Here is a 24,521-nt window from a genome sequence, read left to right as displayed (position 1 = left end):
TCTACAGCCGGGCACAGTCACAGTAAAGAAAGTTGACCATTGCGCGACAAAAAGGCTCTCTTTAGTCCGAGAGCCGTCGCGCAGTGGAAAAAAAGAAATATGCGCGCAAACGATCTTTCCGCCATTCAGGCCGGTCACAATCTGGGTTTGTTGCAGCAAGTGGCGGAAGATACGCAATTATCTGGCCGCGAAATTACTCTACGCGGGCGCAAGCTGCTGAACTTTGCGTCCTGCAGCTATCTGGGCCTTGAAATGGAACCGGCGCTGATTGACGGCGCTATTGCTGCCACCCGTGCGTTTGGGACCCAGTTTTCCGCGTCCCGCGCGTTTATCTCTGCCCCGCCCTACCAAGAGGCCGAGGCGCTTTTGGGTCAAATCACCGGCAGGCCGACGCTGCTGGTCCCATCAACCTCTTTGGGTCATCAGGCCGCTTTGCCTGTCTTGGTCGGGCCAGAGGATTTGATCCTGATTGATGTACAGGCCCATGCCAGTTTGAAAGTCGCGGCAGACCTGTTGAAAGGTCAAGGACGCAAGGTTCAGACCGTCAGCCATTCAGATACCCACCAAATCGCGCGCAAGATGCGTGCCTCGGATGCGCCGCGCATTTGGCTATTGATCGACGGCGTCTATTCCATGATCGGGGACATTGCCCCATTCGATGCGCTTGATGCGCTTTTGCGCGAAGACCCGCGGCTGATGCTTTATGTCGATGACGCCCATGCTGTCAGTTGGCACGGGCACCAAGGCAAGGGAATGGCCTTGGAAAAATGGCCGGACCATCCGCGTGTCATTGTGGCACTTTCATTGAACAAAGGGTTTGCCTGTGCAGGTGGTGCGCTGGCGTTTACCAATGCGGATCAGGCCAACGCCGTGCGCGCCTTTGGCCCTGCCATGACATTCTCTGGGCCAGTTCAGCCGCCGATGCTGGGTGCGATTACAGCCGCGGCAAAGCTGCATCTTGGGCCTGATTTAGCACCGCGCCAACAAACACTGCGCGACCGCATAGTGCAATTCAATAAGGGCACACTGGGTTTAGGCCTTGATCTTGCCTGTGCGGCAATCACACCCATGCGCTACATTCGTATCGGCGATCTGCACGCCACAGGCATGGCCGCAAGTGCACTGCAGGCTGCGGGTATTTTCGTGGCGACTGTTGCACCCCCAGCCGTTTCGCGGCGCGACGTGGGGCTGCGCATGACCCTGACAACGCACCATACGCAAGAAGATGTCACCTATCTGCTTGCGGCGCTGTCACGCGTAACACAAATCTCTGTCCGCGCTGCGGCCGAATAGATGCGCATCAGGCTGACCCCGGCCGAAGCGATCTTGCATCGTACCGGCCCCAACAACATTACGGCACTCTTTCATGCGCCCGGCGGATTTGACCCAAGACGCGCTTTCTTTGGCGTAAAATCCATGGTGCAGGCATCTGAAAGGTTCCAAAGGTGCATCAATGGCAACGCGTTCACAGATAAAGTCCAGGTTAATTGGCCAGATCACGTCGCAATCTTAGACGACCCATCAGTAACCCAGCCGGAAAAGATGTTACATCTGGCACGGCATTTGGCGTTTCCGCAGGACCGGCCACCTTGGCGCGTGATCCTCGTCAACCCCGGCGGGGCTGGATGGTCCGGCCTGATCCTGCACTTTGATCATGCGATTGCAGATGGCACGCGGATGGCGCGTCTGATCGTGACCAAAGTGCTGCCGACGAAAGGGGATGCGGCAGCGGTTGATAGCCTGCCACGGCTTTCCCTTCATCAACTCAAAAAAATGATTGATCCCCACCAGCAGTCTGCCCCTATCGCACTGTGCCGTGTCCCTTTTGATGGTTTGCGGGCGCGCGTACCGCAGGCCATGGGAAATAGTGAGGCGCTGTTGCATCTCACACGCGAGGCCCTTGATACATGCGCAGCATTTGACACAGCGAGCATGAAGCGGAAAAACCATGCTGCTGGTGCCGGATATGCCACAACAAGGGTTCGCCGCGCGATTGGTTGATGACTTGCAAAGCACCTTTTCGCTGCCCGTTCCCACGTCTTTGTTAAACGGGCCCGACACGATCCGCGCCGAAGTGTCACAAATCAAAGAACGGCTGGATGCGGCGGGTGTTGGTGATATCGCCACGGTCACCGGCTATTCCTTTCTGGCCGCGACGCAGATGCCTGTCCTTGTGGATGGTCTGCGCATGTCTTTTTATATCGCAATCAGTGTCATGACGGTACTGATCGCCTTGATCTTACGCTCCGTGCCGATCGCTTTGGTCACATTGGTGCCCAATCTTTTGCCAATCCTTGGGATCGAGGCATGGATGGTTCTGACCAGTCAGACGGTGACACTCACGGGTGCTGTCGCACTTTTGGTGGCCTTTGGCATCGCGGTCGATAACACAATTCATATCGTCAATCGCGTGCGGCTGTTGCAATGTGAAAACGCAACATCGCAGCAAGTGGTTGAACAGGCACTCGCGGCGCTGGTGTCACCTATCATGACGACCAGTCTTCTTTTGATTGTCGGCTTTGCATTGACGGCATTCAGCGCACTACCCGCCGTCAGCCTGTTCGGGATGCTGACGGCGATGGCCATTATCATCGCACTTCTTGCAGACCTCTTTGTTTTTCCTAGTCTGGTGCTGGTCCTATTACGAAAGGGTTGGATGTGATGCGGGTTTTCATGGCGGTGTGCTTCAGCGTCCTTTCTCATGGTGCTTTTGCGCAAGATGCCTTGTTTGATCTGGCTGGAAACTGGTCCGGCGCAGGGGTATTTCTGGACCGCAACATCGAAGAAGATATTCGCTGTCGGATCACCGTGACCTCGGATGACAAAACGACCGATATCATCGGGGTATGCGCCAGCGCGCGCCGCAACGAAAACGTGGATTTCAGCATCATACGCAATGCAGATGGTAGTCTGATATCCCGGCTGGGGAACGAAAATAGCGGGCGCAGACCTGTTGTGCTTGCAGGGGGTCTGGAAGAAGACGGGCTGCAACTGTCAGGGCAGCAAGGCGCAGAACAGACACGCATCACAATGCAGCTGACTGAACCGGACACAATGGAAATGACAGTTATCATATCGACCGAAGCCAGAACGCAAATGACGAAGCTGCTGTTTACAAAGCGCTAAAAGCACATGACCCATGTGTTTTCAGGCGGTTTATCACCGCGCGCAGTGGTTGCAAGGCACAGCATGAGCGCTATGGTTGAATTAACTAAAAATTTGGAGAGATGAAGTGTCAGACACGCTAAAAAGCTTACTCGCGAGCCACCCTGAAACAGCACCTGCCATTGGCGCGCCGGATCGCGACTGGCTTAGATATGGTGGCCTGCGCACGCTTGGCGATACGATAACCAAGACACTGCATGCTGCTGGCATCGGACGGGGTGATCGTGTGGCGATTGTTTTGCCCAATGGCCCCGAAATGGCGGCTGCGTTTATCACCATCGCGCAGACGGCTGTGACTGCACCATTGAACCCAGCTTACCGCGAAGACGAATTTGCGTTCTACATTGACGATCTGAAAGCCAAGGCTGTTGTGCTGATGGCCGATGACGACGGCCCAGCGCATGCGGCAGCCCAGAAACTGGGCGTGACAATCCTGCGCCTGTCCGTGGATCCAGATGCGCCAGCGGGCAGCTTCAGCTTGCAGACGGATGCGACTGGCAGTTGCGATACAGCAGCACCCGACGCCAGTGATGTGGCGTTGATCCTGCATACTTCAGGCACCACATCGCGGCCCAAGATCGTCCCGCTTTTACAGTCGAACGTTGCGGCCTCGGCCCAGAATATTGCGACATCGCTGGCGCTGACCTCTGACGACCGCTGCATGAACGTGATGCCACTCTTTCATATCCACGGGCTGTTGGCGGCTGTGTCTGCCACGCTGGCCACAGGTGGTCAGGTCTGGTGCGCGCCCGGCTTTGATGCGCTGCGCTTCTTCGGGTGGCTGCGCGATTGTGATCCAACATGGTACACCGCCGTGCCGACGATGCATCAGGCAATCCTGTCACGTGCCCCGCGCAATGCAGATATCATTGAGGCGGCACGCCTGCGCTTCTTGCGGTCATCATCGGCATCCCTGCCCGGACCGGTTATGGAAAAACTGTTTGAAACCTTTGGCGCGCCGGTCATCGAAGGCTACGGCATGACCGAAGCGGCGCATCAGATGTGTTCGAACCCGCTAACACCCGGCGCACAGAAACCCGGGGCTGTTGGCGTGCCGGCCGGCCCCGAGGTGCGTATCGCGCATGAGGTTGAGCCAACCCTGACCGACGGCGGCGTGGGCGAGGTTGTGATCTCTGGTCCCAACGTCACACCCGGATATGAAAGCAACCCCGAAGCAAATGAAAAGAACTTCTTTGATGCTGACGGCAAACGCTGGTTCCGCACCGGCGATCAAGGCACATTTGATGCCGATGGATACCTGACCCTGACAGGTCGCCTGAAAGAGATCATCAACCGCGGTGGTGAAAAAGTCAGCCCGCTTGAGGTGGACGGCGTGCTGTCAGCGCATCCAGCCATTGCACAGGTCGTCACCTTCGCTCTGCCCCACCCGAAATTGGGTGAAGAAGTTGCCGCCGCCGTGGTCTTGCGCGAAGGCGAAGACATCAGTGACCGCGACGTGCGCGATTTTGCTTCGGAACGGCTGGCCGATTTCAAGGTGCCGCGCAAAGTGATCATTTTGGACGAAATCCCCAAAGGGGCGACAGGTAAAATGCAACGCATCGGATTGGCCGAAAAGCTGGGCTTTGTGGATACCGCATCATGAAGATTTGTATTTTCGGTGCAGGCGCCATCGGTGGCTATATGGGTGCAAAACTGGCAGAGGCCGGGGCGGATGTCAGCCTTGTTGCACGCGGGCCGCATCTGGCAGCGCTGCGTGAAAACGGTCTGACACTGATCGAAGGTGGCGAAACGCGCACGATGCCGGTTACGGTGTCCGATGATCCCGCTGATCTGGGTCCGCAAGATTACGTCATTGTGACTCTCAAGGCGCATTCGGTGCCGCCTGTCGTCGATAAAATGAAACCGCTAATTGGCCCGGACACAACTATTGTATCCGGCGTGAACGGTGTGCCTTGGTGGTATTTCCACCAGATCGGCACTGATCTGGAAGGCACACGGCTGGCAAGCGTCGATCCGGGTGATGCACAATGGAACGGCTTTGGCCCTGACAGTGTGCTGGGCTGTGTGGTCTACCCTGCGGCTGAGGTGATTGAGCCGGGGGTGATCAAACATATCGAAGGCAATCGTTTCTCTTTGGGCGAACCGTCCGGGGAAAAGTCAGACCGCGCGATGCGTCTGTCAAAAGCGCTAAGTGCGGCTGGCCTGAAAGCACCCGTGCGCCCCAAAATCCGCGATGAGATCTGGATCAAGCTTTGGGGGAACCTGTCGTTCAATCCCATTTCCGCGTTAACTCATGCGACGCTTGACGTGCTGTGTACGGACCCGGGCACCCGCGAAGTCGCGCGCAATATGATGCTTGAGGCGCAAACGATTGCGGAAAAGCTGGGCGTAAAATTCCCTATTGATGTGGATCGCCGCATTCAAGGTGGCGCCGATGTGGGCGCGCACCGCACCTCTATGTTGCAAGACCTTGATATGGGTCGCCCGATGGAAATCGACGCGCTGGTGGGGTCCGTGCAAGAACTGGGCCGGGTTACTGACACACCAACGCCAACCATTGATACGGTGCTTGCACTGGTGCAACTGCGTGCAAGGACGGCTGGCCTATACAGCTAAGCTTTCTGGCGAATGGACCGTAAAAAGCCAGCGTTACTACGACGCTGGCTTTTTTCTTTTGCCCATCTGGCGGCGTATCACTTTAACCAAAGGCATGAAGATCAGGATCAAAGCAATAACCGTAATCGGCCCCGCAACAGGCCGTGTGAAAAAGATGGATGGATCGCCCGACGACAACAGCAACGATTGGCGCAATGTCGGTTCTGCGATCGGCCCCAGCACAATCGCCAACACGGCAGGCGCCAGCGGGTAGTCGAACTTGCGCATAAAGAACGCACCGATCCCAAAGCCGACAATCAGCCAGATATCGAACATGTCGCGCGTCGCGGCATAACCGCCGGTGATCGAAAGAACGAAAATCATCGGCGCGAGGATCGTAAAAGGCATTCGCAGCATCCAGATAAATACCGGAATGAAGGCAAGGTTGATCAAAAGGGCTGCGACATTCGAGATATAGAACGACCCGATCAGCCCCCAGACGAACTCTTGCTCATCAACAAACAAGCGCGGGCCGGGGACAAGGCCCCAGATGACCATACCACCCAGCAAGATCGCCGTGGTCGGTGATCCGGGGATGCCTAATGTCAGCATCGGCAGCATGGACCCCGTCGAAGCCGAGTTGTTGGCGGCCTCAGGTGCGGCCACACCATCGGGAGAGCCTTTGCCGAATTCATCAGGATTGCGCGACACCATCTTTGCCACGCCATAGGACATCAGCGATCCCGGCGTTGCCCCTGCGGCCGGCAAGACACCCACGAAAAAGCCAAGGAACGATCCGATCATCGTGCCTTTCCAACCACGTTTGGCCGCTTCTTTGGTGTCAGAGGCCATGCCTTTGACCGTCATTTTTGGCGTCGTCGCGGTAACGTCGCCACGCGTCTGATCAATGGTCCACAGCATCTCTCCGATACCGTAGACACCAATGGCCAGAACAAGAAAACCGATGCCTTGCAAGAACCCATTGTAGTCAAACAGCACAAGCCGGGGCGCGCCCGAGATTTGGTCAAACCCAACCGCACCAAGGACAAGACCAAAGCAGATCGAAAAGATGGTTTTGGGAATATCATCGCCGCCAAGACCCACAAAGGTCGCAAAAGCCAAAAGCATCAGGGCAAAAACTTCGGGCGGTCCGAAAGACAAGGCAACGGATGCCAGCAACGGCGCGAAAAGCGTGAAAAGAACGTTCGCCACAGTGCCGCCAATGAAAGACGCAAGGGCCGCCGTAACCAGTGCAAGGCTGGCGCGGCCTTGTTTTGCCAGTGGTCTGCCATCAAAGGTGGTGGCCACCGCCGTCGACGCACCGGGAATGCCCAGCGTGATCGAGGACACAGCGCCCCCGTACATGGCCCCATAGTAAATGGCGGCAAGAAAGATAATCGCCGATCCTGGCGGGACCAAAAAGGTCACAGGCAGCAAGATCGCAACCCCATTGACTGACCCCAGACCGGGCATCGCGCCGATGAACAGGCCCAAGGTGACCCCAATCAGGATCATCATCAGGTTCAGGGGCTGTAGCGACAACAGCATGCCATCACCAAGCAGAAGTAGGACGTCCATGGTCAGAAGCTTTCTTCGCGGCGGCGTGCCATTGCCTTAGTAAATGATCTCATACAGGAAGTTGAAAACCGGATCGGTAAACGGCAGACCAGAGGGCATCGTGATCTGCATCGCCCCTTCAAAAAAGAAAAACAGCGCGACCGGCGTGATGAGTGAGATGGACAGGCTGAGGATCAGACCGTGCCGCCCCAGAAACCAGACATAATAGAACAGGAAGACTGCAATCGCGCCATACATCGAGATAATGCTGACCAAGGCGACAAAGGCAATGATCCCGCCACCAACGAAAATAAGCGACCGCCAGCCGTGACTATCAAGAACAGGTTCTTCGGATTGTGAAGGGGGGCTGGTGCCGCGCCACCAGTTGAAGGCGACACAAACGCAGCACACCAACATGATCGCAGATAGCCAAAAAGGCCAAGCACCACCGCCCGGACCGGTCCCGGCGATGTATCCAATGGGCAGCTCAGTGCTTTTCCACATCAGATACAACGAAAGAAGGGCCAGAAATCCCGCGGTTAGAAGTTCGCCAACGCGCATCTGGCCCTCCTTATTGTTCAAATCCCCTTGCGGGGCTTTATCTCGGACTTAACAGGGCTTATTCGCCCAGTGCGGCCAGCAGGCTTTGGTGGTTTTCAACCTGCAGCGCCCAATAGTCACGCTGTTCGCCAGCATCCATCCAAAGCGGTGACAGGCTTTCGGAGGTCAGATAACCCTGCCACTGTTCGCTTTCGTAGATCTGTGTGAACAAATCTTGGTAATAGGCAGCCGCTTCATCAGACATACCCGGCGCGCCGACAATAGCCCGCTGGTTGTAGTATGAAAAATCATGGCCCATTTCCTTGATCGTTGGCACATCAGGATAGGCTGGCATCCGTTCGTCTGAAAACGCCAAAAGCGGGACAAAATCGCCAGCTTCATAAAACCCCTTGGCTTCTGCCGGGTTGTTCACAGTTGCCATGATCTGCTGACCGGCAAGGTCTTTGGCAACAGCACCACCGCCATCGTATGGGATGTATTTGATGTCCAGATCATACGCGCCAGACATATATGCAATCACGATGCTGTCTTCCTGACCGGCACCGGTGCCACCCATGACGAACTCACCATCCATCTCTTTGACTTTGGCGACATATTCATCAAACGTCGTGATCCCGCTGTCCTTATGGACCCACAACACGAACGGATCGACGCCCATCATAGCCACAGGCGTGAAGGTCTGGATATCAATGCCAAGGTTTTCCTGACGCAGCGGCGTGGTGAAGAACGAATTCAGCGTCACAAGAATCGTGTGATCAGGGTCGCTGGCTGTGCTGACGTGGATCAGCGCTTCAGCACCAGAACCGCCGCCTTTGTTGTTTGGAACCAATGGCCGTGTGGTCAGGTCTTCCTGCTCTGCAACGGCCTGAATAAAGCGTGCAATCTGGTCCGCACCCCCACCGGCACCCGCCATAATCACAAAGTCAATCGGCTTGCGTGGTTGCCAATCTTGTGCAGCAGCTTGCATAGGTGCGACAGCCATCAGCGCAGCACCAGCCATACCCAACAACGTACGTTTCGTCATTTTCATCGAAGAATTCCCCTAGTATTTATTATGAGCGTCAGAACGGATGCGTTTGAATACAACCGATAAATGTACTCGGAAAAATATTTTCATCTTTAATATAATTGAAACTATCTTCTTGAAATTACATTTCAAGTAAAACTTTGTTGCGCGGCGAAAGCATACGTTAGTGCACGAAGATAACCGGCGTTTCTGCCTTATCGACCACGACCTGCGTATTCCCGCCAAACAACGTCTCACGTTCATGGTTTTGGCCATAGGCCCCCATGATCAAAAGACTGCCACCCAGTTCATTGGTTTTTGTCAACAATTCTTCTCCGGGGTTGCGCCCATCAAACCGGTGAACTTTGGCGACAACCCCATGCATCTGGTAATACCGAACCAGTTCATCCGCCGTTGTGCCCTGTGTCTCTCCGCCACCGCCGCTGAGGATCGTCACAGCCTTTGCGGACCCGGCCAGATCCAGGGTCATCGCAACAGCGCGGGACGCCTCAAGCGATCCGTTCCAGGCCACCATGATATGCTGTCCAAAATCAGCCGGGACAGGGCGGTTCTGGGCGCACATCATCACTGGGCGACCGGTGCGAAACAGCGCTGATTTGAGTGAATTCGCACCTAGATTACGATCCCTGTCAGGTTTGGCCACGACAACAAGATCCGCAAGACGCCCGTTCCGTTTGATGACATCAGCCATCAGACCATTTTCTTCGGTAAAGTCGATCGTCGCCATGTCGCGCTGCGATCCATCCGCCTCTGTCAGCCCATGCGATGCAGTTAGGGATTGCACTTGCTCTCGCACGCCTTGTTCTTCCTGATCGGCAAGTTTGCGGGCCTGTTCTGCCAATGTTTCGCGCGCAAAAGCCGGCAGTTGAACACCATAGGGCATCAAATCTTCGGTTCTTGCGCGGCAATGGGCAACTGCAATATGCGCGTTGTGGCGTGCGGCAAGCGCTGCTGCGTGACCCAGTACCGTTTCGATCATGCCGTCGCCCCGCACAGGGACAAAAATCTTTCTAAGCATGGATAACGTTCCTTTTTACCGCCGCCTGCCAAGACGGGTTTTTCAATCAAGCCATCGCCCGACTTTCGCCAAATCCGTGGAGAAAACGGCAAAACCTGAGATTGAGTGTAGTGCGGAGGCCAGACATTTCCCAAAAGAAAATATCGACGACCCATTGCCAGCCGATAATCGAGCGCCACCGCGTGGCGACCAACACCTTCGTGAAAACCAATCTCGACAAAGCGGCCTGATGATGAAAACGTTCTCTTCTTCATCGCCGGGGGCGCAGCGTGCACTTATCAATCCAGACACACTTAAGATACGCGGCACCCCTACCTTGCAGCCTGCTTTTGCAGATAGAAGCCGCGCAAGGCGCGGGACAGATTATTAAGCAGAACGCGTTGCACAGCGAAAGCCCCGTAACATGGAACGTCATTGCGGGCGAAGACGGCATCGGGCAACGACGGTGGGGCGACGTCGCAGATATCTTTGACTGCATCTACACCGCCCAAGTGCGGATTGATCGGCCTATGGCTGCACTGTCTTCGCTGCAAGCCAGCCATATTACCGCACTATCCGCAGACGTCACCCCATACCTGATGCCATCGCGATACTGCCATCCAGAGGCGTTTTTTACCTTTGTACCCATGCAGTTTGGCGACGCATCAGGTGGTGCGCTTATCGCGCAAATGGCTGATTGGATTGGCGGGCATTTCGCCTACGACAACACAGCTAGCACGGCAACCACAACCGCCACAGACAGTTTTCATGCGATGGCCGGTGTCTGCCGCGACTATGCCCATGTGCTGATCGCGATGGCCCGGTCCGTTGGGATACCTGCGCGGATGGCCAGCGTTTATGCACCTGATGTCACGCCGCAGGATTTTCATGCGGTGGCCCAAGTCTATCTTGATGGGGCTTGGCATCTGATCGACCCAACAGGCATGGCCCGGCCTGATCAAATGGCAGTCATCGGCGTTGGCCGGGATGCCGCCGATGTTTCATTCATGACCTCATATGGGCAAATGGACCTGTTAGAGCAGACAGTTGATGTGCAGATAGCCAAGTAAACGACCCCATTTCGCTATCACCTTGTAACTATATCAATAAACGCTAGCATCGCGGGATGACTTTAGATCGACAGTACTTTGATGAGATGCTTTCCGGCGCGGACGATGTACGCGGACCCTACGCCGAATATGACAAATGGTTTGCGCAAGAAGATGCCGTGCGCCTTTCCAAGAAATCAAAAGAAGCGGAATCTTTTTTTCGCAGGACCGGCATCACCTTCAACGTCTATGGGCAGTCCGCGGCCCAAGAACGGCTGATCCCCTTTGATCTGATCCCGCGCATCATCGCAAACCGGGAATGGACGAAACTGTCAAAAGGGATTGAACAGCGGGTGCGCGGCATCAACGCATTTTTGCATGACATTTACCACCGGCAAGAAATCCTGCGCGCAGGCATAGTTCCGGTTGAACTGATCGCCCAAAACGAAGCATTCCTGCCGCAGATGATTGGTGTATCGCCCCCCGGTGGCATCTACACCCATATCGTTGGCACTGACATCGTGCGCACCGGCGAAGATGATTTCTTTGTTCTCGAAGACAATGCGCGCACGCCCTCTGGCGTGTCCTATATGCTTGAGAACCGCGAAACGATGCTGCACATGTTCCCAGAGCTTTTCAGCCAGATCAAAGTGCAGCCGGTCAGCGACTATCCCAAGAACCTGCGGCGTTCACTCGCGGCCTGTGCCCCACGCAATTGCGATGGCAGACCGACGGTCGCGGTATTGACGCCGGGCATTCACAATTCCGCCTATTACGAACACTCGTTCCTGGCCGATCAGATGGGTGTTGAACTGGTCGAAGGTCACGACCTGCAAGTGGTCGACGGCCGGATCGCCATGCGCACAACCGAAGGCTATCAAGCGATTGATGTGCTTTATCGTCGTGTGGATGATGACTTCCTCGATCCGCTGAACTTTAACCCATCTTCCATGTTGGGTGTGCCGGGCATCATGGATGTCTACCGTGCAGGGAACATCACCATCGCCAATGCACCGGGAACCGGGATTGCCGACGATAAGGCGATTTATTCCTATATGCCTGATATCATTGAATTCTACACAGGCGAAAAAGCGATTTTGAAGAACGTTGAAACCTATCGCTGTTCTGACCCTGATAGCCTGAAATATGTGCTCGATAACCTGTCGGAACTGGTGGTGAAAGAAGTACACGGTTCTGGCGGATACGGCATGCTGGTTGGCCCTGCCGCCAGCAAAAAAGAACTGGCAGCCTTTGCCGCCAAATTGCGCAGATCGCCTGCGAACTATATCGCCCAACCGACGCTTTCACTGTCGACCGTGCCGATCTTTACCAAAAAGGGGCTCTCGCCCCGGCATGTTGATTTGCGCCCCTTTGCGCTGGTTTCACCTAAAGAGATGCATATTACACCCGGCGGTCTGACACGGGTGGCCTTGAAAGCAGGCTCGCTGGTCGTGAATTCCAGCCAAGGCGGCGGCACCAAAGACACTTGGGTCTTGGAGGACTAGGGGCATGCTTGGAAAAACTGCAGGTGGCATTTATTGGATGTTCCGCTTTCTGGAACGCAGCGAAAACACCGCGCGTTTAATCGAAGCCGGGTCCCGGATCGCGCTGACACGATCAAAAGATCCTGTATCGGAATGGAAATCTGTCCTGACAACCGCAGGCGTGCGCAATAACTATGACCAAAAATACGACAGCTACACCGCACCCAACGCTTTGGATTTTCTGCTGCGCGATACCGACAACCCATCCAGCGTCATCTCGTCAATCGAGAATGCGCGCACAAATGCCCGGATGGTGCGCACAGCACTGACCACCGAAGTGTGGGAGGCCGTGAATGAAAGCTGGATGGCCCTGAAAGCCGCGCTGAAAACACCTGTCACCGAAACGAAATTACCGGCCGTGTTGGGTGAAATACGCCGCCACACCGCACTGGTGCGGGGTGCGGTACACGGCACCATGTTGCGCAACGATATTTTTGATTTCACGCAGCTTGGCATCGCCTTGGAACGTGCGGATAACACCGCGCGGATTATCGACGTCAAATATTACACGTTGCTGCCATCGGCCAGCTATGTGGGGTCAACGCTTGATAACGTGCAATGGGAAACGATTTTGCGGTCTGTTTCGGCGCACCGGTCGTTCCGATGGCTGAATGATCACGATATCTCGCCTGCCAGCATCGCCGAATTTCTGATCTTTGACAGCCGCTTTCCGCGGTCACTGTCGTTTTGCAGCAGGTTGATAGAAGATAACCTTGGGTATCTGGCAAAAGACTATCAAAGCCGCCTGCCCTGTCATGACATGATCGACGCGCAGCGCGATATGCTGCGAGGGCAGGATATTACATCTGTCTTTGATGAAGGGCTGCACGATTTCATCACGTCCTTTATCCGCCAGAATAACGCGCTGGGACTACAGATCGAACAAGACTACCGGTTCGTGGGGTAAGGGGTAAGACGATGAAACTGCGCATTCAACACACCACAAAATACACCTATGACGCGCCCGTGTCATACGGCTTGCAACAGGTGCGCCTGACCCCTGCCAACACAAAGCACCAGTCGGTGCACAACTGGAATGTCGCGATTTCAGGTGGCCAGACAGAGCTGGAATTCGAAGACCAGTATCAGAACAAAACGTTGCTGGTGAAAGCCGACGCAGGCACCACAGAAGTATCGGTAGAGGTTGCCGGAGAGGTCGAAACACATTCCTCTGACGGGGTGTTTGGCAAAGTCTATGGCACAGCACCATTGTGGCATTTCCGGCAAGATACGCTGCGCACACACGCAGGGCGCGGCATCAAAAAGCTTGCCAAAACCATCGGCAAGACTGCCAACACGCTGGATGGGCTACATGCTCTATCGGCGGCGATCATTGATGCAGCCCCCTACAGCAAAACCGGTACCGAAGCGGGGACAACCGCAGAAGACGCGCTTCATGCCGGTGGCGGCGTCTGTCAGGACCATGCGCAAATATTCGTGGCGGCGGCCCGTGTTGCAGGCATTCCAGCCCGCTATATCAGCGGCTATCTGATGATGAACGACCGGGTCGACCAAGACGCCAGCCACGCCTGGGCCGAAGCGCATTTGGATGGATTAGGCTGGGTCGGTTTCGACGTCTCGAACCGCATTTGCCCGGATGAACGCTATGTCAGGATTGCAACTGGCCTCGATTCGCGTGATGCATCGCCTATAACAGGTGTCCGTCTGGGGTCTGCAACCGAAGCGATGATTGTATCATTACAGGTTCAGCAATAGACACGCACCGAACCGTTTCTGCACTGGAAAGATAAATGACTTACTGCGTTGGACTGCGCCTGAACAAAGGTCTCGTCTTTATGTCCGACACGCGCACAAATGCCGGTGTCGACAACTTTTCGGTCACGCGCAAGATGTTCACATGGGACGTGCCAGGTGAACGCGTCATCACCGTGATGACCGCAGGCAATCTGGCAACCACCCAAGCGTTGATCAGCCTGCTTGACGAACGCTCCAAGATTATATCCGAACGCAACCCAACCATTCTGGAATTGCCGACCATGTTTCAGGTCGCCCGCGTTGTGGGTGAAACACTGCGCGAAGTGATCGAGGACAGCGGGTCCGGGGGGCAAAAAGCCGCGTCAAAGTTCAAAGCTTCGGTCGTTCTTGGCGGGCAGATCAAAGGCGGCAAGCCGACAGTTTTCCTGATCTATCCAGAAGGGAACTTCATCGAAGTCACAGACGACAGCCCGTTCTTTCAAATCGGTGAAACAAAGTACGGCAAGCCAATTCTGGTGCGGGCCTATGACCCCGAGATGAGCTTTGAGGACGCGATCAAGCTGTTGCTGGTATCTTTCGATTCCACGATCAAAGCGAACCTATCTGTCGGATTGCCGCTGGATTTACAGACCTATACGACAGATAGCTTCGCAGTGTCGGACAAACCGCGGATTGAGGCAGATGATCCCTATTACCAGACCGTATCGAACAACTGGGGGGAAGCGCTGCGGAATGCATTGACGCAGCTGCCAAGCTATCAGGCGGATTGAGCAAAGCACCCGCAATGTTTTTCGCGTGGCGGCTTTGCGGACGGAGCTGCCGTTGGCCCAAGTTGTGCAAATGGCTGCTTTCGTCTAATCTTTTACGTGAAAGCGTGCTGCACTGTTTGCTGCAAAAGCATTCTGGAAGAAAGCAGTTCTATTGGAGAGTGTGCCCCATTGTCGAAGAAACTGGTCCGTCCCACAATTACGATAACCGCTCTCACTTTGGCCCTGTTTTTTTCTTATATTGTCCGGGAAAAAATAGCTTCATCGAAATACACGCTATCCGATGAAGGACAGGACTATGTGCTGGCATGCCAAGATGTTTTTGCGGCCTCTTGGAGAGAGGATGACGACTTAATCAGTCATCTAAGATTTATGCATTATTCAATGTCGTTACGGGGATGCAGTTGTGCGGCAGCCCAAATCGCAAAGACTCAGCCAGATGACTTGGAAGCAGCCCGTATCATCTTTGTTGGTCTGAACATGTCGACAGCTGATACTCCCGATAACCTATTGTTGTACGCACGAACGCTTGGCGATCAGCTAGGAATTTCAGAAGCTAGATTGACTGGACTTGTCAACGCAAACGTCGACGCGTTTAGGAGATGTTCCTAAGGCTCGTATCAATGGCTGCTGCGTCACTCTAGGCTTTTGTCGGGCACTGATTTTCGACAACGCTCGCAGAAAAATGCATCTTCATTCCCAAAAGCTGTCGTTCAGCAAACTTGCAGCATTTTGAAGAATGAGCTCAAAGCAGACATTCCCTCAAACAAAAAAGGCCCCCGCAAAGCGAGGGCCTTTCTGAATTTCTAAAATCCGTCGCTTATGCGTCGTCGCTTTCCGGTGTTTCAACCGGATCAGCGAACACCTGATCATCGGCTGACGTATCCGCCATCTCCATCGGGGCAGCAAGGCGCGCGGCCTCTTCTGCCTCTTCGCGGCGTGCTTCGATGACAACGTTGTCGCGGTCTGCAGCAACACGACGCACCTGCTGAGTAGCCCCACCTGTACCGGCCGGGATCAGACGGCCCACGATGACGTTCTCTTTCAGACCGATCAGCTTGTCGCGCTTACCTTGCACGGATGCTTCGGTCAGAACGCGTGTCGTTTCTTGGAACGACGCGGCAGAGATGAACGAACGGGTCTGCAAAGACGCTTTGGTGATACCAAGCAAGATCGGCTCACCTTGCGCAGGGCGATCGCCCCGTGCAAGCGCTTTGGCGTTGGCTTCATCAAACTCGGCCTTATCGACGTTTTCACCTTTCAGCAGAACGGTGTCACCACTGTCCTGAATCTCCCATTTCTGGAGCATCTGACGCACGATGACTTCGATATGCTTGTCGTTGATCTTCACACCCTGCAGGCGATACACGTCCTGCACTTCGTCGATCATATAGTCCGCAAGCGCCTCGACCCCCATAACCGCAAGAATATCGTGCGGGGCTGGGTTACCATCCATGATGTAGTCGCCCTTCTGGACAAAATCACCTTCCGCAACCGGAATGTGCTTACCCTTCGGCACCATGTATTCGACCTTCACCTCTGCATCATCAGAGGATTCAATCGAGATGCGACGCTTGTTCTTATAGTCCTTACCAAAGCGCACGTAGCCATCAATCTCAGCAATGATCGCGTGATCTTTCGGACGACGGGCTTCAAAGAGTTCCGCCACACGTGGCAGACCACCGGTAATGTCTTTTGTCTTCGCACCCTCACGTGGGATACGTGCGACAACATCACCCGCTTTGATCTCTTCACCGTCTTCAACAGACAGAACCGCATCCACGGACATCGGATAAGCAACGGGGTTACCGTCTTCCTTAACCATGGCTTCGCCATCAGTACCCAAAACGATGATCTTTGGTGCAAGCTCATTGCCCTTAGGTGCCGCGCGCCAGTCAGACACGATGCGCTGGGTCATACCCGTTGCATCATCTGTGTCTTCGCGGACTGCGATACCGTTGACCAGATCGACGTATTTCGCCGTACCTGATTTTTCAGCAATGATCGGCAGGGTGTATGGATCCCATTCGAACATTTTATCGCCGCGCAGAATGTCCTGACCATCTTTGACAAAGACTTTGGAACCGTAACCTACCTTATGGCTGGCAAGTTCATTCTCGTCTGCGTCCATGATGGACAGGGTCATGTTGCGACCCATGACAACCATCTCACCGGATGCGTTTTCCAGCAGATTTTCGTTGTCGAAACGGACCTTACCGGGCTGTGATGCCTCTTGGAACGACTGCTGGCCACCTTGGGCAACGCCACCAATGTGGAATGTCCGCATGGTCAGCTGCGTACCGGGTTCACCAATGGACTGCGCCGCGATGATGCCGACGGCCTCACCAATATTGACGCGTGTGCCGCGTGCAAGGTCACGGCCATAGCACATCGCGCAGACGCCATCTTCGCTTTCACATGTCAGCGGTGAACGGATACGCATCTTGGCGATACCCGCCACTTCGATCATGTCAGCCTTACGTTCGTCGATCAGCTCACCTGCTTCGACGATCACTTCGTCTGTGCCCGGCTTGATGACATCATCAGCAGACACACGGCCCAGCACACGCTCTGCCAAGGAAGACACAACTTCACCGTCGTTCACCGCAGCCTCAGCCGTGATCGCACGCTCTGTCCCGCAATCGACCTCGCGGACGATACAGTCTTGGGCAACGTCCACCAGACGACGTGTCAGGTAACCAGAGTTCGCCGTTTTCAACGCCGTATCCGACAGACCCTTACGGGCACCGTGGGTCGAGTTGAAGTATTCAAGAACGGTCAGACCTTCCTTAAAGTTCGAGATGATCGGCGTTTCGATGATCTCGCCGTTCGGCTTGGCCATCAGACCACGCATACCGCCCAGCTGTTTCATCTGCGTGACCGAACCACGCGCACCGGAGTGGGCCATCATGTAAACCGAGTTTGGTTCACCCTGCGATCCATCTTCCATAGTTGGCGTTGTACCAATCGTGGCCATCATCGCGTCGGTGACTTTGTCGTTCGACTTTGACCAGGCATCGACAACTTTGTTGTACTTTTCGCCCTGTGTGATCAGACCGTCCATGTACTGCTGTTCAAAGTCTTTCACCTGATCACGGGTCTCATTCACCAGATCCCACTTGGTATCCGGCACAACCATGTCGTCCTTACCGAACGAAATGCCCGCCTTGAACGCTTCGCGGAAACCCATGGTCATGATCTGGTCACAGAATATGACAGATTCTTTCTGACCACAGTAACGATAGACCGTGTCGATGACCTGCTGCACTTCTTTCTTGCGCAGCAAACGGTTGACCAAAGCAAACGGCGCTTTGGTGTTCAATGGCAACAACGCACCAAGGCGCAAACGGCCCGGCGTGGTTTCAAAGCGCACATGCACTTCGTTACCTTCGTCGTCGATCTGCGTCATACGCGCGTTGATCTTGGCGTGCAGGTGTACTTCACCAGCGGTCAGGGCGTGTTCAACTTCTTCAATATCCGAGAAGTTCATGCCCTCACCCTTCATGCCATCACGCATGATGGTGGTGTAGTAGAGACCCAAAATCATATCCTGCGATGGCACAATAATTGGCGCACCGTTGGATGGTGACAACACGTTGTTCGTGGACATCATCAGAACGCGGGCTTCCAACTGGGCCTCAAGGCTCAGCGGGACGTGAACCGCCATCTGGTCACCGTCGAAGTCGGCGTTAAACGCAGAACAGACCAGCGGGTGCAGCTGAATAGCCTTGCCTTCAATCAACACAGGTTCAAACGCCTGAATGCCCAAACGGTGCAGCGTTGGCGCACGGTTCAGCATGACGGGGTGTTCGCGGATCACCTCATCTAGAATATCCCAAACTTCAGGACGCTCTTTTTCGACCAGTTTCTTGGCTTGCTTGACCGTCGAAGACAGACCTTTGGCTTCAAGGCGCGAATAGATGAACGGCTTGAACAGCTCGAGCGCCATCTTCTTAGGCAAACCACATTGGTGCAGCTTCAGCTCTGGACCAGTCACAATGACCGAACGACCGGAAAAGTCGACGCGTTTCCCCAAAAGGTTCTGACGGAAGCGACCCTGCTTACCCTTCAGCATATCAGACAGCGACTTCAGCGGACGCTTATTCGCACCCGTGATCACACGACCACGACGGCCGTTGTCGAACAGCGCATCCACAGATTCCTGCAACATCCGCTTTTCGTTGCGGACAATGATGTCAGGTGCGCGCAACTCAATCAGACGCTTAAGACGGTTGTTGCGGTTGATCACACGACGATACAAATCGTTCAGGTCGGACGTCGCGAAACGGCCACCATCCAGTGGAACCAGCGGGCGCAGCTCTGGCGGGATCACAGGGATCACGGTCAGCACCATCCACTCTGGACGGTTACCTGATTCAAGGAAGCTTTCAACGATCTTCAAACGCTTGATGATCTTCTTTGGCTTCAATTCGCCAGTGGCCTCTTTCAGGTCAGCGCGCAGTTGCTCAGCTTCAGACTCAAGATCAATCTGGGACAGCATCTCGCGGATCGCTTCGGCACCGATGTTGGCCTGGAATGCGTCCATGCCATACAGGTCCTGCGCGTCGTTGAACTCTTCCTCTGTCATCAACTGACCGTAGGTCAGATCAGTCAGGCCGGGTTCGATCACAACGTAGTTTTCGAAATACAGGATGCGCTCAAGATCGCGCAGTGTCATGTCCAGCATCAGGCCGATGCGGGATGGCAACGACTTGAGGAACCAGATGTGCGCAACGGGGGCTGCCAGCTCGATGTGGCCCATCCGCTCGCGGCGGACCTTTTGCAGCGTGACTTCTACACCGCATTTTTCGCAGACAACGCCGCGATACTTCATACGCTTATACTTACCGCACAGGCATTCGTAATCTTTGATCGGGCCAAAGATACGCGCACAGAACAGGCCGTCCCGCTCTGGCTTGAAGGTACGGTAGTTGATGGTTTCTGGCTTCTTAATCTCGCCAAAAGACCATGACAAGATGCGCTCTGGCGAGGCCAGAGAAACCTTGATTTCGTCAAACGTTTTCGCCGGTGTGAGCGGGTTAAACGGGTTGTTTGTCAGTTCCTGGTTCATCTTCAATTCCTTGAATTGGGGTGCGTTAGATGGGGTCGCGAAGGCGGGGAGAACCCCGCCCTACGTAGGTCGGGGTTATCCCCGACGAACTTCGCTTATTCCTCATCCTCCGCATCCAGGAGTTCCATGTTGAGGCCGAGGCCCCGGACTTCTTTCACAAGCACGTTGAACGACTCTGGCACGCCGGCCTCAAAGTTGTCCTCGCCTTTGACGATGCTTTCATAGACTTTCGTCCGCCCTGCCACGTCATCCGACTTGACAGTCAGCATTTCCTGCAAGGTGTAAGCCGCGCCATACGCTTCCAATGCCCAGACTTCCATTTCCCCGAAACGCTGGCCACCAAACTGGGCTTTACCACCCAATGGCTGCTGCGTGACAAGGCTGTAAGGCCCGGTGGAACGTGCGTGGATTTTGTCATCGACAAGGTGGTGCAGTTTCAGCAGGTATTTCACGCCCACTGTCACCTTACGGCTAAACTGCTCACCGGTACGGCCATCGAACAAGACAGACTGACCAGAGGTATCGAAACCGGCACGTGTCAACGCGTCGTTCACGTCAGCCTCTTTCGCTCCATCAAAGACAGGTGTCGCAATCGGCACACCGCCAGTGACGTTACCAGCCGCTTCGACCAGTTCATCCTCGTCCATGCCAGCGATGCCTTCGTCATAGACGTTGTCACCATAGACGATCTTCATCGCGTCACGCACAGGTGTCAGATCACCGGAACGGCGGTATTCACCCAGCGCTTCGTCAATCTGAATACCCAGACCGCGTGCGGCCCAGCCCATGTGTGTTTCCAAAATCTGACCGACATTCATCCGTGACGGCACGCCAAGCGGGTTCAGACAGAAGTCGACAGGTGTTCCATCCGCAAGGAATGGCATGTCTTCCATCGGTACAACCTTGGAAATAACACCTTTGTTGCCGTGACGGCCGGCCATCTTATCGCCGGGCTGCAGCTTGCGCTTCACAGCCACAAAGACTTTGACCATCTTCATCACACCCGGTGGCAGATCATCGCCGCGGCGCACTTTCTCGACCTTATCCTCGAAACGGGCGTCCATCGCGCGCTTCTGGATTTCGTACTGTTCGTTCAGTGCTTCCACGATCTTGGCGTCATCTTCATCCGCCATCGCCAACTGCCACCACTGACCGCGTGTCAGTTCAGAAACGCTTTCCTCGGTAACAACAGAACCAGACTTAAAGCCTTTGGGGCCTTTCGCTGCTTTCTTGCCACCGATGATGTCCCACAAACGCGCATAGATGTTGCGGTCAAGGATGACCATTTCATCGTCGCGGTCGCGGGCAAGGCGTTCAACCTCTTCACGCTCGATCTGCAAGGCACGTTCGTCTTTTTCCACGCCATGGCGGTTAAAGACGCGAACCTCTACGACCGTACCAAAGTCACCCGGTGGCAGACGCAAGGATGTGTCACGCACGTCGGACGCTTTCTCACCAAAGATGGCGCGCAGAAGCTTTTCTTCTGGCGTCATCGGGCTTTCGCCTTTTGGTGTGATCTTACCCACAAGGATATCTGCGGGGCCAACTTCGGCACCGATATACACGATCCCGGCTTCGTCGAGGTTGCGCAACGCTTCCTCGCCGACGTTTGGAATATCGCGTGTGATTTCCTCAGGCCCAAGCTTGGTGTCACGGGCAGCGACTTCAAATTCCTCGATGTGGATCGAGGTAAAGACGTCGTCGCGCACGATACGCTCGGAAATCAGGATACTGTCTTCGTAGTTGTAGCCATTCCAAGGCATAAACGCGACGACCACGTTCTTACCAAGGGCCAATTCACCGATATCGGTGGATGGACCATCAGCCACAACCTGACCCTTTTGAACCTTGTCACCCACCTTCACCAGCGGACGCTGGTTGATGCAGGTGTTCTGGTTGGAGCGCTGGAATTTGCGCATGCGATAGATATCAACGCCTGCGTCGCCCAGCTCCAGATCTTCGGTTGCACGGATAACGATACGCTGGGCATCGACCTGGTCGATGATACCCGCACGTTTCGCCATGATCGCAGCACCTGAATCGCGTGCCACAACTTCCTCAATACCGGTACCCACCAATGGGGCCTCGGCCTGAAGTAGGGGAACCGCCTGACGTTGCATGTTCGACCCCATCAACGCCCGGTTCGCATCGTCGTTTTCAAGGAACGGGATCAAAGACGCCGCGACTGACACCAGCTGCTTTGGCGACACGTCAATCAGGTCCACGTTTTCACGTGGGCTCAGTGTGTAGTCACCGTTCTTACGTGTGGAAACGAGTTCGTTGTTGAACGACCCCTCCTCATTCACGTTCGCGTTGGCCTGCGCCACGGTGTGACGCATTTCTTCGGTCGCGGACATGTAGGACACTTCGTCAGTGACCTTACCGTCTGTGACCTTGCGGTATGGTGTTTCGATGAAACCGTATTTGTTCACGCGTGCGAACGTGGCCAAGCTGTTAATCAAACCAATGTTCGGCCCTTCCGGTGTCTCAATCGGGCACATACGACCGTAGTGCGTTGGATGCACGTCGCGCACCTCAAAACCCGCGCGTTCGCGTGTCAGACCGCCGGGTCCAAGCGCTGAAAGGCGGCGCTTGTGCGTGACCTCAGACAACGGATTTGTTTGGTCCATGAACTGGGACAACTGGCTGGAACCAAAGAATTCACGCACAGCTGCGGCAGCAGGCTTAGCGTTGATCAGGTCCTGCGGCATCACAGTGTCGATTTCGACAGACGACATACGCTCTTTGATCGCGCGCTCCATGCGCAGCAGACCGACGCGGTACTGGTTTTCCATCAGCTCGCCCACGGAACGGACACGACGGTTACCAAGGTGGTCAATATCGTCGACGTCACCACGGCCATCGCGCAGTTCAACCAGCGCTTTGATGCAGGATACGATATCTTCCTTGCGCAGGGTGCGCATGGTGTCTTCGGCATCCAGATCAAGGCGCATGTTCATCTTCACGCGGCCAACAGCGGACAGGTCATAACGCTCACTGTCAAAGAACAGCGTGTCGAACAGCGCAGAGGCGCTATCAACGGTCGGTGGCTCACCCGGACGCATGACGCGGTAAATATCCATGAGCGCGGTTTCGCGGTTCATGTTCTTATCGGCAGCCATGGTGTTGCGCATATAGGCGCCCACTGTGACGTTATCGATATCCAGCACGGGGATCGTCTTAACACCAGCCGCAACCAATTCGGTCAGCGTACCACCAGTGACTTCACCCGCCTTATCGACTTCAACAGTTAACTCATCACCGGCTTCGACGTAAATCGCACCGGTTTCTTCGTTGATGATATCCTCAGACACGAATTTGCCGACGATGTTGTCATAAGGAACCAACAGTTCGGTGACTTCGCCAGCGTCGATCAGTTTCTTGACCGAACGCGGGGTAACCTTCTCACCGGCTTTGGCGATCACTTCACCGGTTTTGGCATCAACCAGATCATGGGCAGGGCGTGTGCCGCGCACACGCTCAGGGAAGAACTTGGTCGTCCAAGCGGCACCCTTTTTGTCCAGCTTATAATCAACTGTGTTGTAGTAGGCATTCATGATGCCTTCCTGATCAAAGCCCAGCGCATAAAGCAGGGTTGTGACAGGCAGTTTACGACGACGGTCAATCCGGCAGAACACAAGGTCCTTGGCGTCAAATTCAAAATCAAGCCAGCTACCGCGATATGGGATAATGCGGCAAGCAAACAAGAGTTTACCAGAAGAGTGGGTTTTGCCTTTGTCATGGTCAAAGAATACACCGGGGGAACGGTGCATCTGGGATACGATCACACGCTCGGTGCCGTTGACGACAAATGTGCCGTTCGGCGTCATCAAAGGCATATCGCCCATGAATACGTCTTGTTCTTTGATGTCTTTGACAGACTTGGCACCTGTGTCTTCGTCTACTTCAAAGACGATCAGACGCAGGGTGACCTTCAGCGGGGCGCTATACGTCATATCGCGCTGCTGACATTCCTCAACATCGTACTTTGGTTTTTCCAGCTCATACTTGACGAATTCAAGCACGGCGGTTTCATTGAAATCCTTGATCGGGAACACCGACTGGAAGACACCTTTGATGCCCTCACCGTCAAGCGGTGTATCACTGTCGCCAGAGCGCAGGAACAAATCATAAGAGGATTTCTGAACCTCAATAAGGTTCGGCATTTCAAGTACTTCGCGGATTTTACCGTAGTACTTACGCAGACGTTTCTGACCAAGGAAGGTTGAAGCCATGTTTGCCGGGTCTCCATAATGTCGTAAACGCGCTTTGGCTGGGATACCAAAACGCGTCCGATTTACGGTAGGGTCATTTCAATACCTGAGGTGTATCCCAAACACCTCTCCCGAAACGACCAACTTACCTGTCAAAACGCGCAACGAGGGCGCTTTGAAAGATAAGTTTCAAATGAGTAAGTTTTGCTATTGTCCGAATGCTGCGCCGACCAGAACCGACCACCTATGAGAGATTCGGGCAAAGTTCAAGGGTTTTAAGGAAAATCAATGGGGTTT

General features: G+C 54.7%; 18 protein-coding genes. 11 read left to right on the top strand and 7 right to left on the bottom strand.

Annotation, left to right across the window (positions count from 1 at the left end; translation table 11 throughout):
- Window positions 1-99 precede the first annotated feature (99 nt).
- The 6 genes from RCCS2_RS08005 (at window position 100) to RCCS2_RS07980 (ending at window position 5,742) form a co-directional block, all read left to right on the top strand.
- Window positions 100-1,293 carry an aminotransferase class I/II-fold pyridoxal phosphate-dependent enzyme gene (locus RCCS2_RS08005; protein ID WP_008233055.1) on the top strand — a complete coding sequence of 398 codons (1,194 nt, stop codon included), beginning with the start codon at window positions 100-102 and terminating at the stop codon, window positions 1,291-1,293.
- A complete protein-coding gene (locus RCCS2_RS08000; protein ID WP_008233054.1) occupies window positions 1,294-2,001 on the top strand; it encodes a hypothetical protein in 708 nt (235 codons plus the stop codon). It abuts the gene before it with no gap.
- The gene (locus tag RCCS2_RS07995) at window positions 1,949-2,662 is read left to right on the top strand and encodes an MMPL family transporter (RefSeq protein ID WP_008233053.1); all 714 of its coding nucleotides are present in this window, start codon (window positions 1,949-1,951) and stop codon (window positions 2,660-2,662) included. The genes RCCS2_RS08000 and RCCS2_RS07995 overlap by 53 nt, the downstream gene beginning before the upstream one ends.
- Complete coding sequence (locus tag RCCS2_RS07990) at window positions 2,662-3,126, top strand: hypothetical protein (protein ID WP_008233052.1); 465 nt, start codon at window positions 2,662-2,664, stop codon at window positions 3,124-3,126. Before RCCS2_RS07995 ends, RCCS2_RS07990 begins: the two co-directional genes overlap by 1 nt.
- Window positions 3,127-3,232: 106 nt before the next feature.
- A complete protein-coding gene (locus RCCS2_RS07985; RefSeq protein WP_008233051.1) occupies window positions 3,233-4,768 on the top strand; it encodes an acyl--CoA ligase in 1,536 nt (511 codons plus the stop codon).
- Window positions 4,765-5,742 carry a 2-dehydropantoate 2-reductase gene (locus RCCS2_RS07980; RefSeq protein ID WP_008233050.1) on the top strand — a complete coding sequence of 326 codons (978 nt, stop codon included), beginning with the start codon at window positions 4,765-4,767 and terminating at the stop codon, window positions 5,740-5,742. The genes RCCS2_RS07985 and RCCS2_RS07980 overlap by 4 nt, the downstream gene beginning before the upstream one ends.
- 36 nt (window positions 5,743-5,778) lie before the next feature.
- Here the strand turns inward: RCCS2_RS07980 and RCCS2_RS07975 are convergent, their stop codons facing one another.
- The 5 genes from RCCS2_RS07975 to RCCS2_RS18325 all read right to left on the bottom strand — a co-directional run bounded on the left by RCCS2_RS07975 (window position 5,779) and on the right by RCCS2_RS18325 (window position 10,138).
- Window positions 5,779-7,299 (bottom strand): tripartite tricarboxylate transporter permease, encoded by a 1,521-nt coding sequence (locus RCCS2_RS07975; RefSeq protein ID WP_008233049.1) that lies wholly within the window; start codon window positions 7,297-7,299, stop codon window positions 5,779-5,781.
- A gap of 36 nt (window positions 7,300-7,335) precedes the next feature.
- A complete protein-coding gene (locus RCCS2_RS07970; protein WP_008233048.1) occupies window positions 7,336-7,839 on the bottom strand; it encodes a tripartite tricarboxylate transporter TctB family protein in 504 nt (167 codons plus the stop codon).
- Window positions 7,840-7,897: 58 nt separating this feature from the next.
- Entirely contained in the window at window positions 7,898-8,869 is a 972-nt protein-coding gene (locus RCCS2_RS07965) for a Bug family tripartite tricarboxylate transporter substrate binding protein (RefSeq protein WP_008233046.1), read from the bottom strand.
- Window positions 8,870-9,029: 160 nt separating this feature from the next.
- Window positions 9,030-9,884 carry a universal stress protein gene (locus tag RCCS2_RS07960; protein WP_008233044.1) on the bottom strand — a complete coding sequence of 285 codons (855 nt, stop codon included), beginning with the start codon at window positions 9,882-9,884 and terminating at the stop codon, window positions 9,030-9,032.
- Window positions 9,842-10,138 (bottom strand): hypothetical protein, encoded by a 297-nt coding sequence (locus tag RCCS2_RS18325; protein ID WP_156788479.1) that lies wholly within the window; start codon window positions 10,136-10,138, stop codon window positions 9,842-9,844. Before RCCS2_RS18325 ends, RCCS2_RS07960 begins: the two co-directional genes overlap by 43 nt.
- Before the next feature lie 75 nt (window positions 10,139-10,213).
- Here RCCS2_RS18325 and RCCS2_RS07955 point away from each other — a divergent pair, with 75 nt between their 5' ends.
- Genes RCCS2_RS07955 through RCCS2_RS07935 form a run of 5 tightly spaced genes read left to right on the top strand, consistent with a single transcriptional unit; the run spans window position 10,214 to window position 14,942 of the window.
- Window positions 10,214-10,933, top strand: a complete 720-nt coding sequence (locus RCCS2_RS07955; RefSeq protein ID WP_008233042.1) for a transglutaminase-like domain-containing protein — start codon at window positions 10,214-10,216, stop codon at window positions 10,931-10,933.
- A 56-nt stretch (window positions 10,934-10,989) separates the two neighbouring features.
- Entirely contained in the window at window positions 10,990-12,417 is a 1,428-nt protein-coding gene (locus RCCS2_RS07950; RefSeq protein WP_037293749.1) for a circularly permuted type 2 ATP-grasp protein, read from the top strand.
- A 4-nt stretch (window positions 12,418-12,421) separates the two neighbouring features.
- Window positions 12,422-13,363 (top strand): alpha-E domain-containing protein, encoded by a 942-nt coding sequence (locus tag RCCS2_RS07945; protein ID WP_008233038.1) that lies wholly within the window; start codon window positions 12,422-12,424, stop codon window positions 13,361-13,363.
- 11 nt (window positions 13,364-13,374) lie between these two features.
- Entirely contained in the window at window positions 13,375-14,172 is a 798-nt protein-coding gene (locus RCCS2_RS07940) for a transglutaminase family protein (RefSeq protein ID WP_008233036.1), read from the top strand.
- Between the two features lie 35 nt (window positions 14,173-14,207).
- A complete protein-coding gene (locus tag RCCS2_RS07935; RefSeq protein ID WP_008233035.1) occupies window positions 14,208-14,942 on the top strand; it encodes a proteasome-type protease in 735 nt (244 codons plus the stop codon).
- Between the two features lie 817 nt (window positions 14,943-15,759).
- On the opposite strand, the gene rpoC is transcribed toward RCCS2_RS07935, so the two are convergent.
- Together rpoC and rpoB are read right to left on the bottom strand one after the other, a co-directional pair.
- Window positions 15,760-20,010 (bottom strand): DNA-directed RNA polymerase subunit beta', encoded by a 4,251-nt coding sequence (gene rpoC, locus RCCS2_RS07925; protein WP_008233034.1) that lies wholly within the window; start codon window positions 20,008-20,010, stop codon window positions 15,760-15,762.
- 95 nt (window positions 20,011-20,105) lie between these two features.
- Complete coding sequence (gene rpoB / locus RCCS2_RS07920) at window positions 20,106-24,245, bottom strand: DNA-directed RNA polymerase subunit beta (RefSeq protein WP_008233031.1); 4,140 nt, start codon at window positions 24,243-24,245, stop codon at window positions 20,106-20,108.
- Between the last annotated feature and the right edge of the window lie 276 nt (window positions 24,246-24,521).

This window comes from Roseobacter sp. CCS2 (assembly GCF_000169435.1).
GTDB lineage: Bacteria > Pseudomonadota > Alphaproteobacteria > Rhodobacterales > Rhodobacteraceae > Yoonia.
Note: the sequence above shows the minus strand (reverse complement) of the source record. Positions and strands in the feature narration are given on the sequence as shown.

Excerpts from the sequence above, each read along its gene's own strand:
- RCCS2_RS08005 (WP_008233055.1), top strand. The coding sequence starts at position 100 with ATGCGCGCAAACGATCTTTCCGCCATTCAGGCCGGTCACAATCTGGGT.
- RCCS2_RS08000 (WP_008233054.1), top strand. The coding sequence starts at position 1,294 with ATGCGCATCAGGCTGACCCCGGCCGAAGCGATCTTGCATCGTACCGGC.
- RCCS2_RS07995 (WP_008233053.1), top strand. The coding sequence starts at position 1,949 with ATGCTGCTGGTGCCGGATATGCCACAACAAGGGTTCGCCGCGCGATTG.
- RCCS2_RS07990 (WP_008233052.1), top strand. The coding sequence starts at position 2,662 with ATGCGGGTTTTCATGGCGGTGTGCTTCAGCGTCCTTTCTCATGGTGCT.
- RCCS2_RS07980 (WP_008233050.1), top strand. The coding sequence starts at position 4,765 with ATGAAGATTTGTATTTTCGGTGCAGGCGCCATCGGTGGCTATATGGGT.
- RCCS2_RS07975 (WP_008233049.1), bottom strand. The coding sequence starts at position 7,299 with ATGGACGTCCTACTTCTGCTTGGTGATGGCATGCTGTTGTCGCTACAG.
- RCCS2_RS07970 (WP_008233048.1), bottom strand. The coding sequence starts at position 7,839 with ATGCGCGTTGGCGAACTTCTAACCGCGGGATTTCTGGCCCTTCTTTCG.
- RCCS2_RS07965 (WP_008233046.1), bottom strand. The coding sequence starts at position 8,869 with ATGAAAATGACGAAACGTACGTTGTTGGGTATGGCTGGTGCTGCGCTG.
- RCCS2_RS07960 (WP_008233044.1), bottom strand. The coding sequence starts at position 9,884 with ATGCTTAGAAAGATTTTTGTCCCTGTGCGGGGCGACGGCATGATCGAA.
- RCCS2_RS18325 (WP_156788479.1), bottom strand. The coding sequence starts at position 10,138 with ATGAAGAAGAGAACGTTTTCATCATCAGGCCGCTTTGTCGAGATTGGT.
- RCCS2_RS07950 (WP_037293749.1), top strand. The coding sequence starts at position 10,990 with ATGACTTTAGATCGACAGTACTTTGATGAGATGCTTTCCGGCGCGGAC.
- RCCS2_RS07945 (WP_008233038.1), top strand. The coding sequence starts at position 12,422 with ATGCTTGGAAAAACTGCAGGTGGCATTTATTGGATGTTCCGCTTTCTG.
- RCCS2_RS07940 (WP_008233036.1), top strand. The coding sequence starts at position 13,375 with ATGAAACTGCGCATTCAACACACCACAAAATACACCTATGACGCGCCC.
- RCCS2_RS07935 (WP_008233035.1), top strand. The coding sequence starts at position 14,208 with ATGACTTACTGCGTTGGACTGCGCCTGAACAAAGGTCTCGTCTTTATG.
- rpoC (WP_008233034.1), bottom strand. The coding sequence starts at position 20,010 with ATGAACCAGGAACTGACAAACAACCCGTTTAACCCGCTCACACCGGCG.
- rpoB (WP_008233031.1), bottom strand. The coding sequence starts at position 24,245 with ATGGCTTCAACCTTCCTTGGTCAGAAACGTCTGCGTAAGTACTACGGT.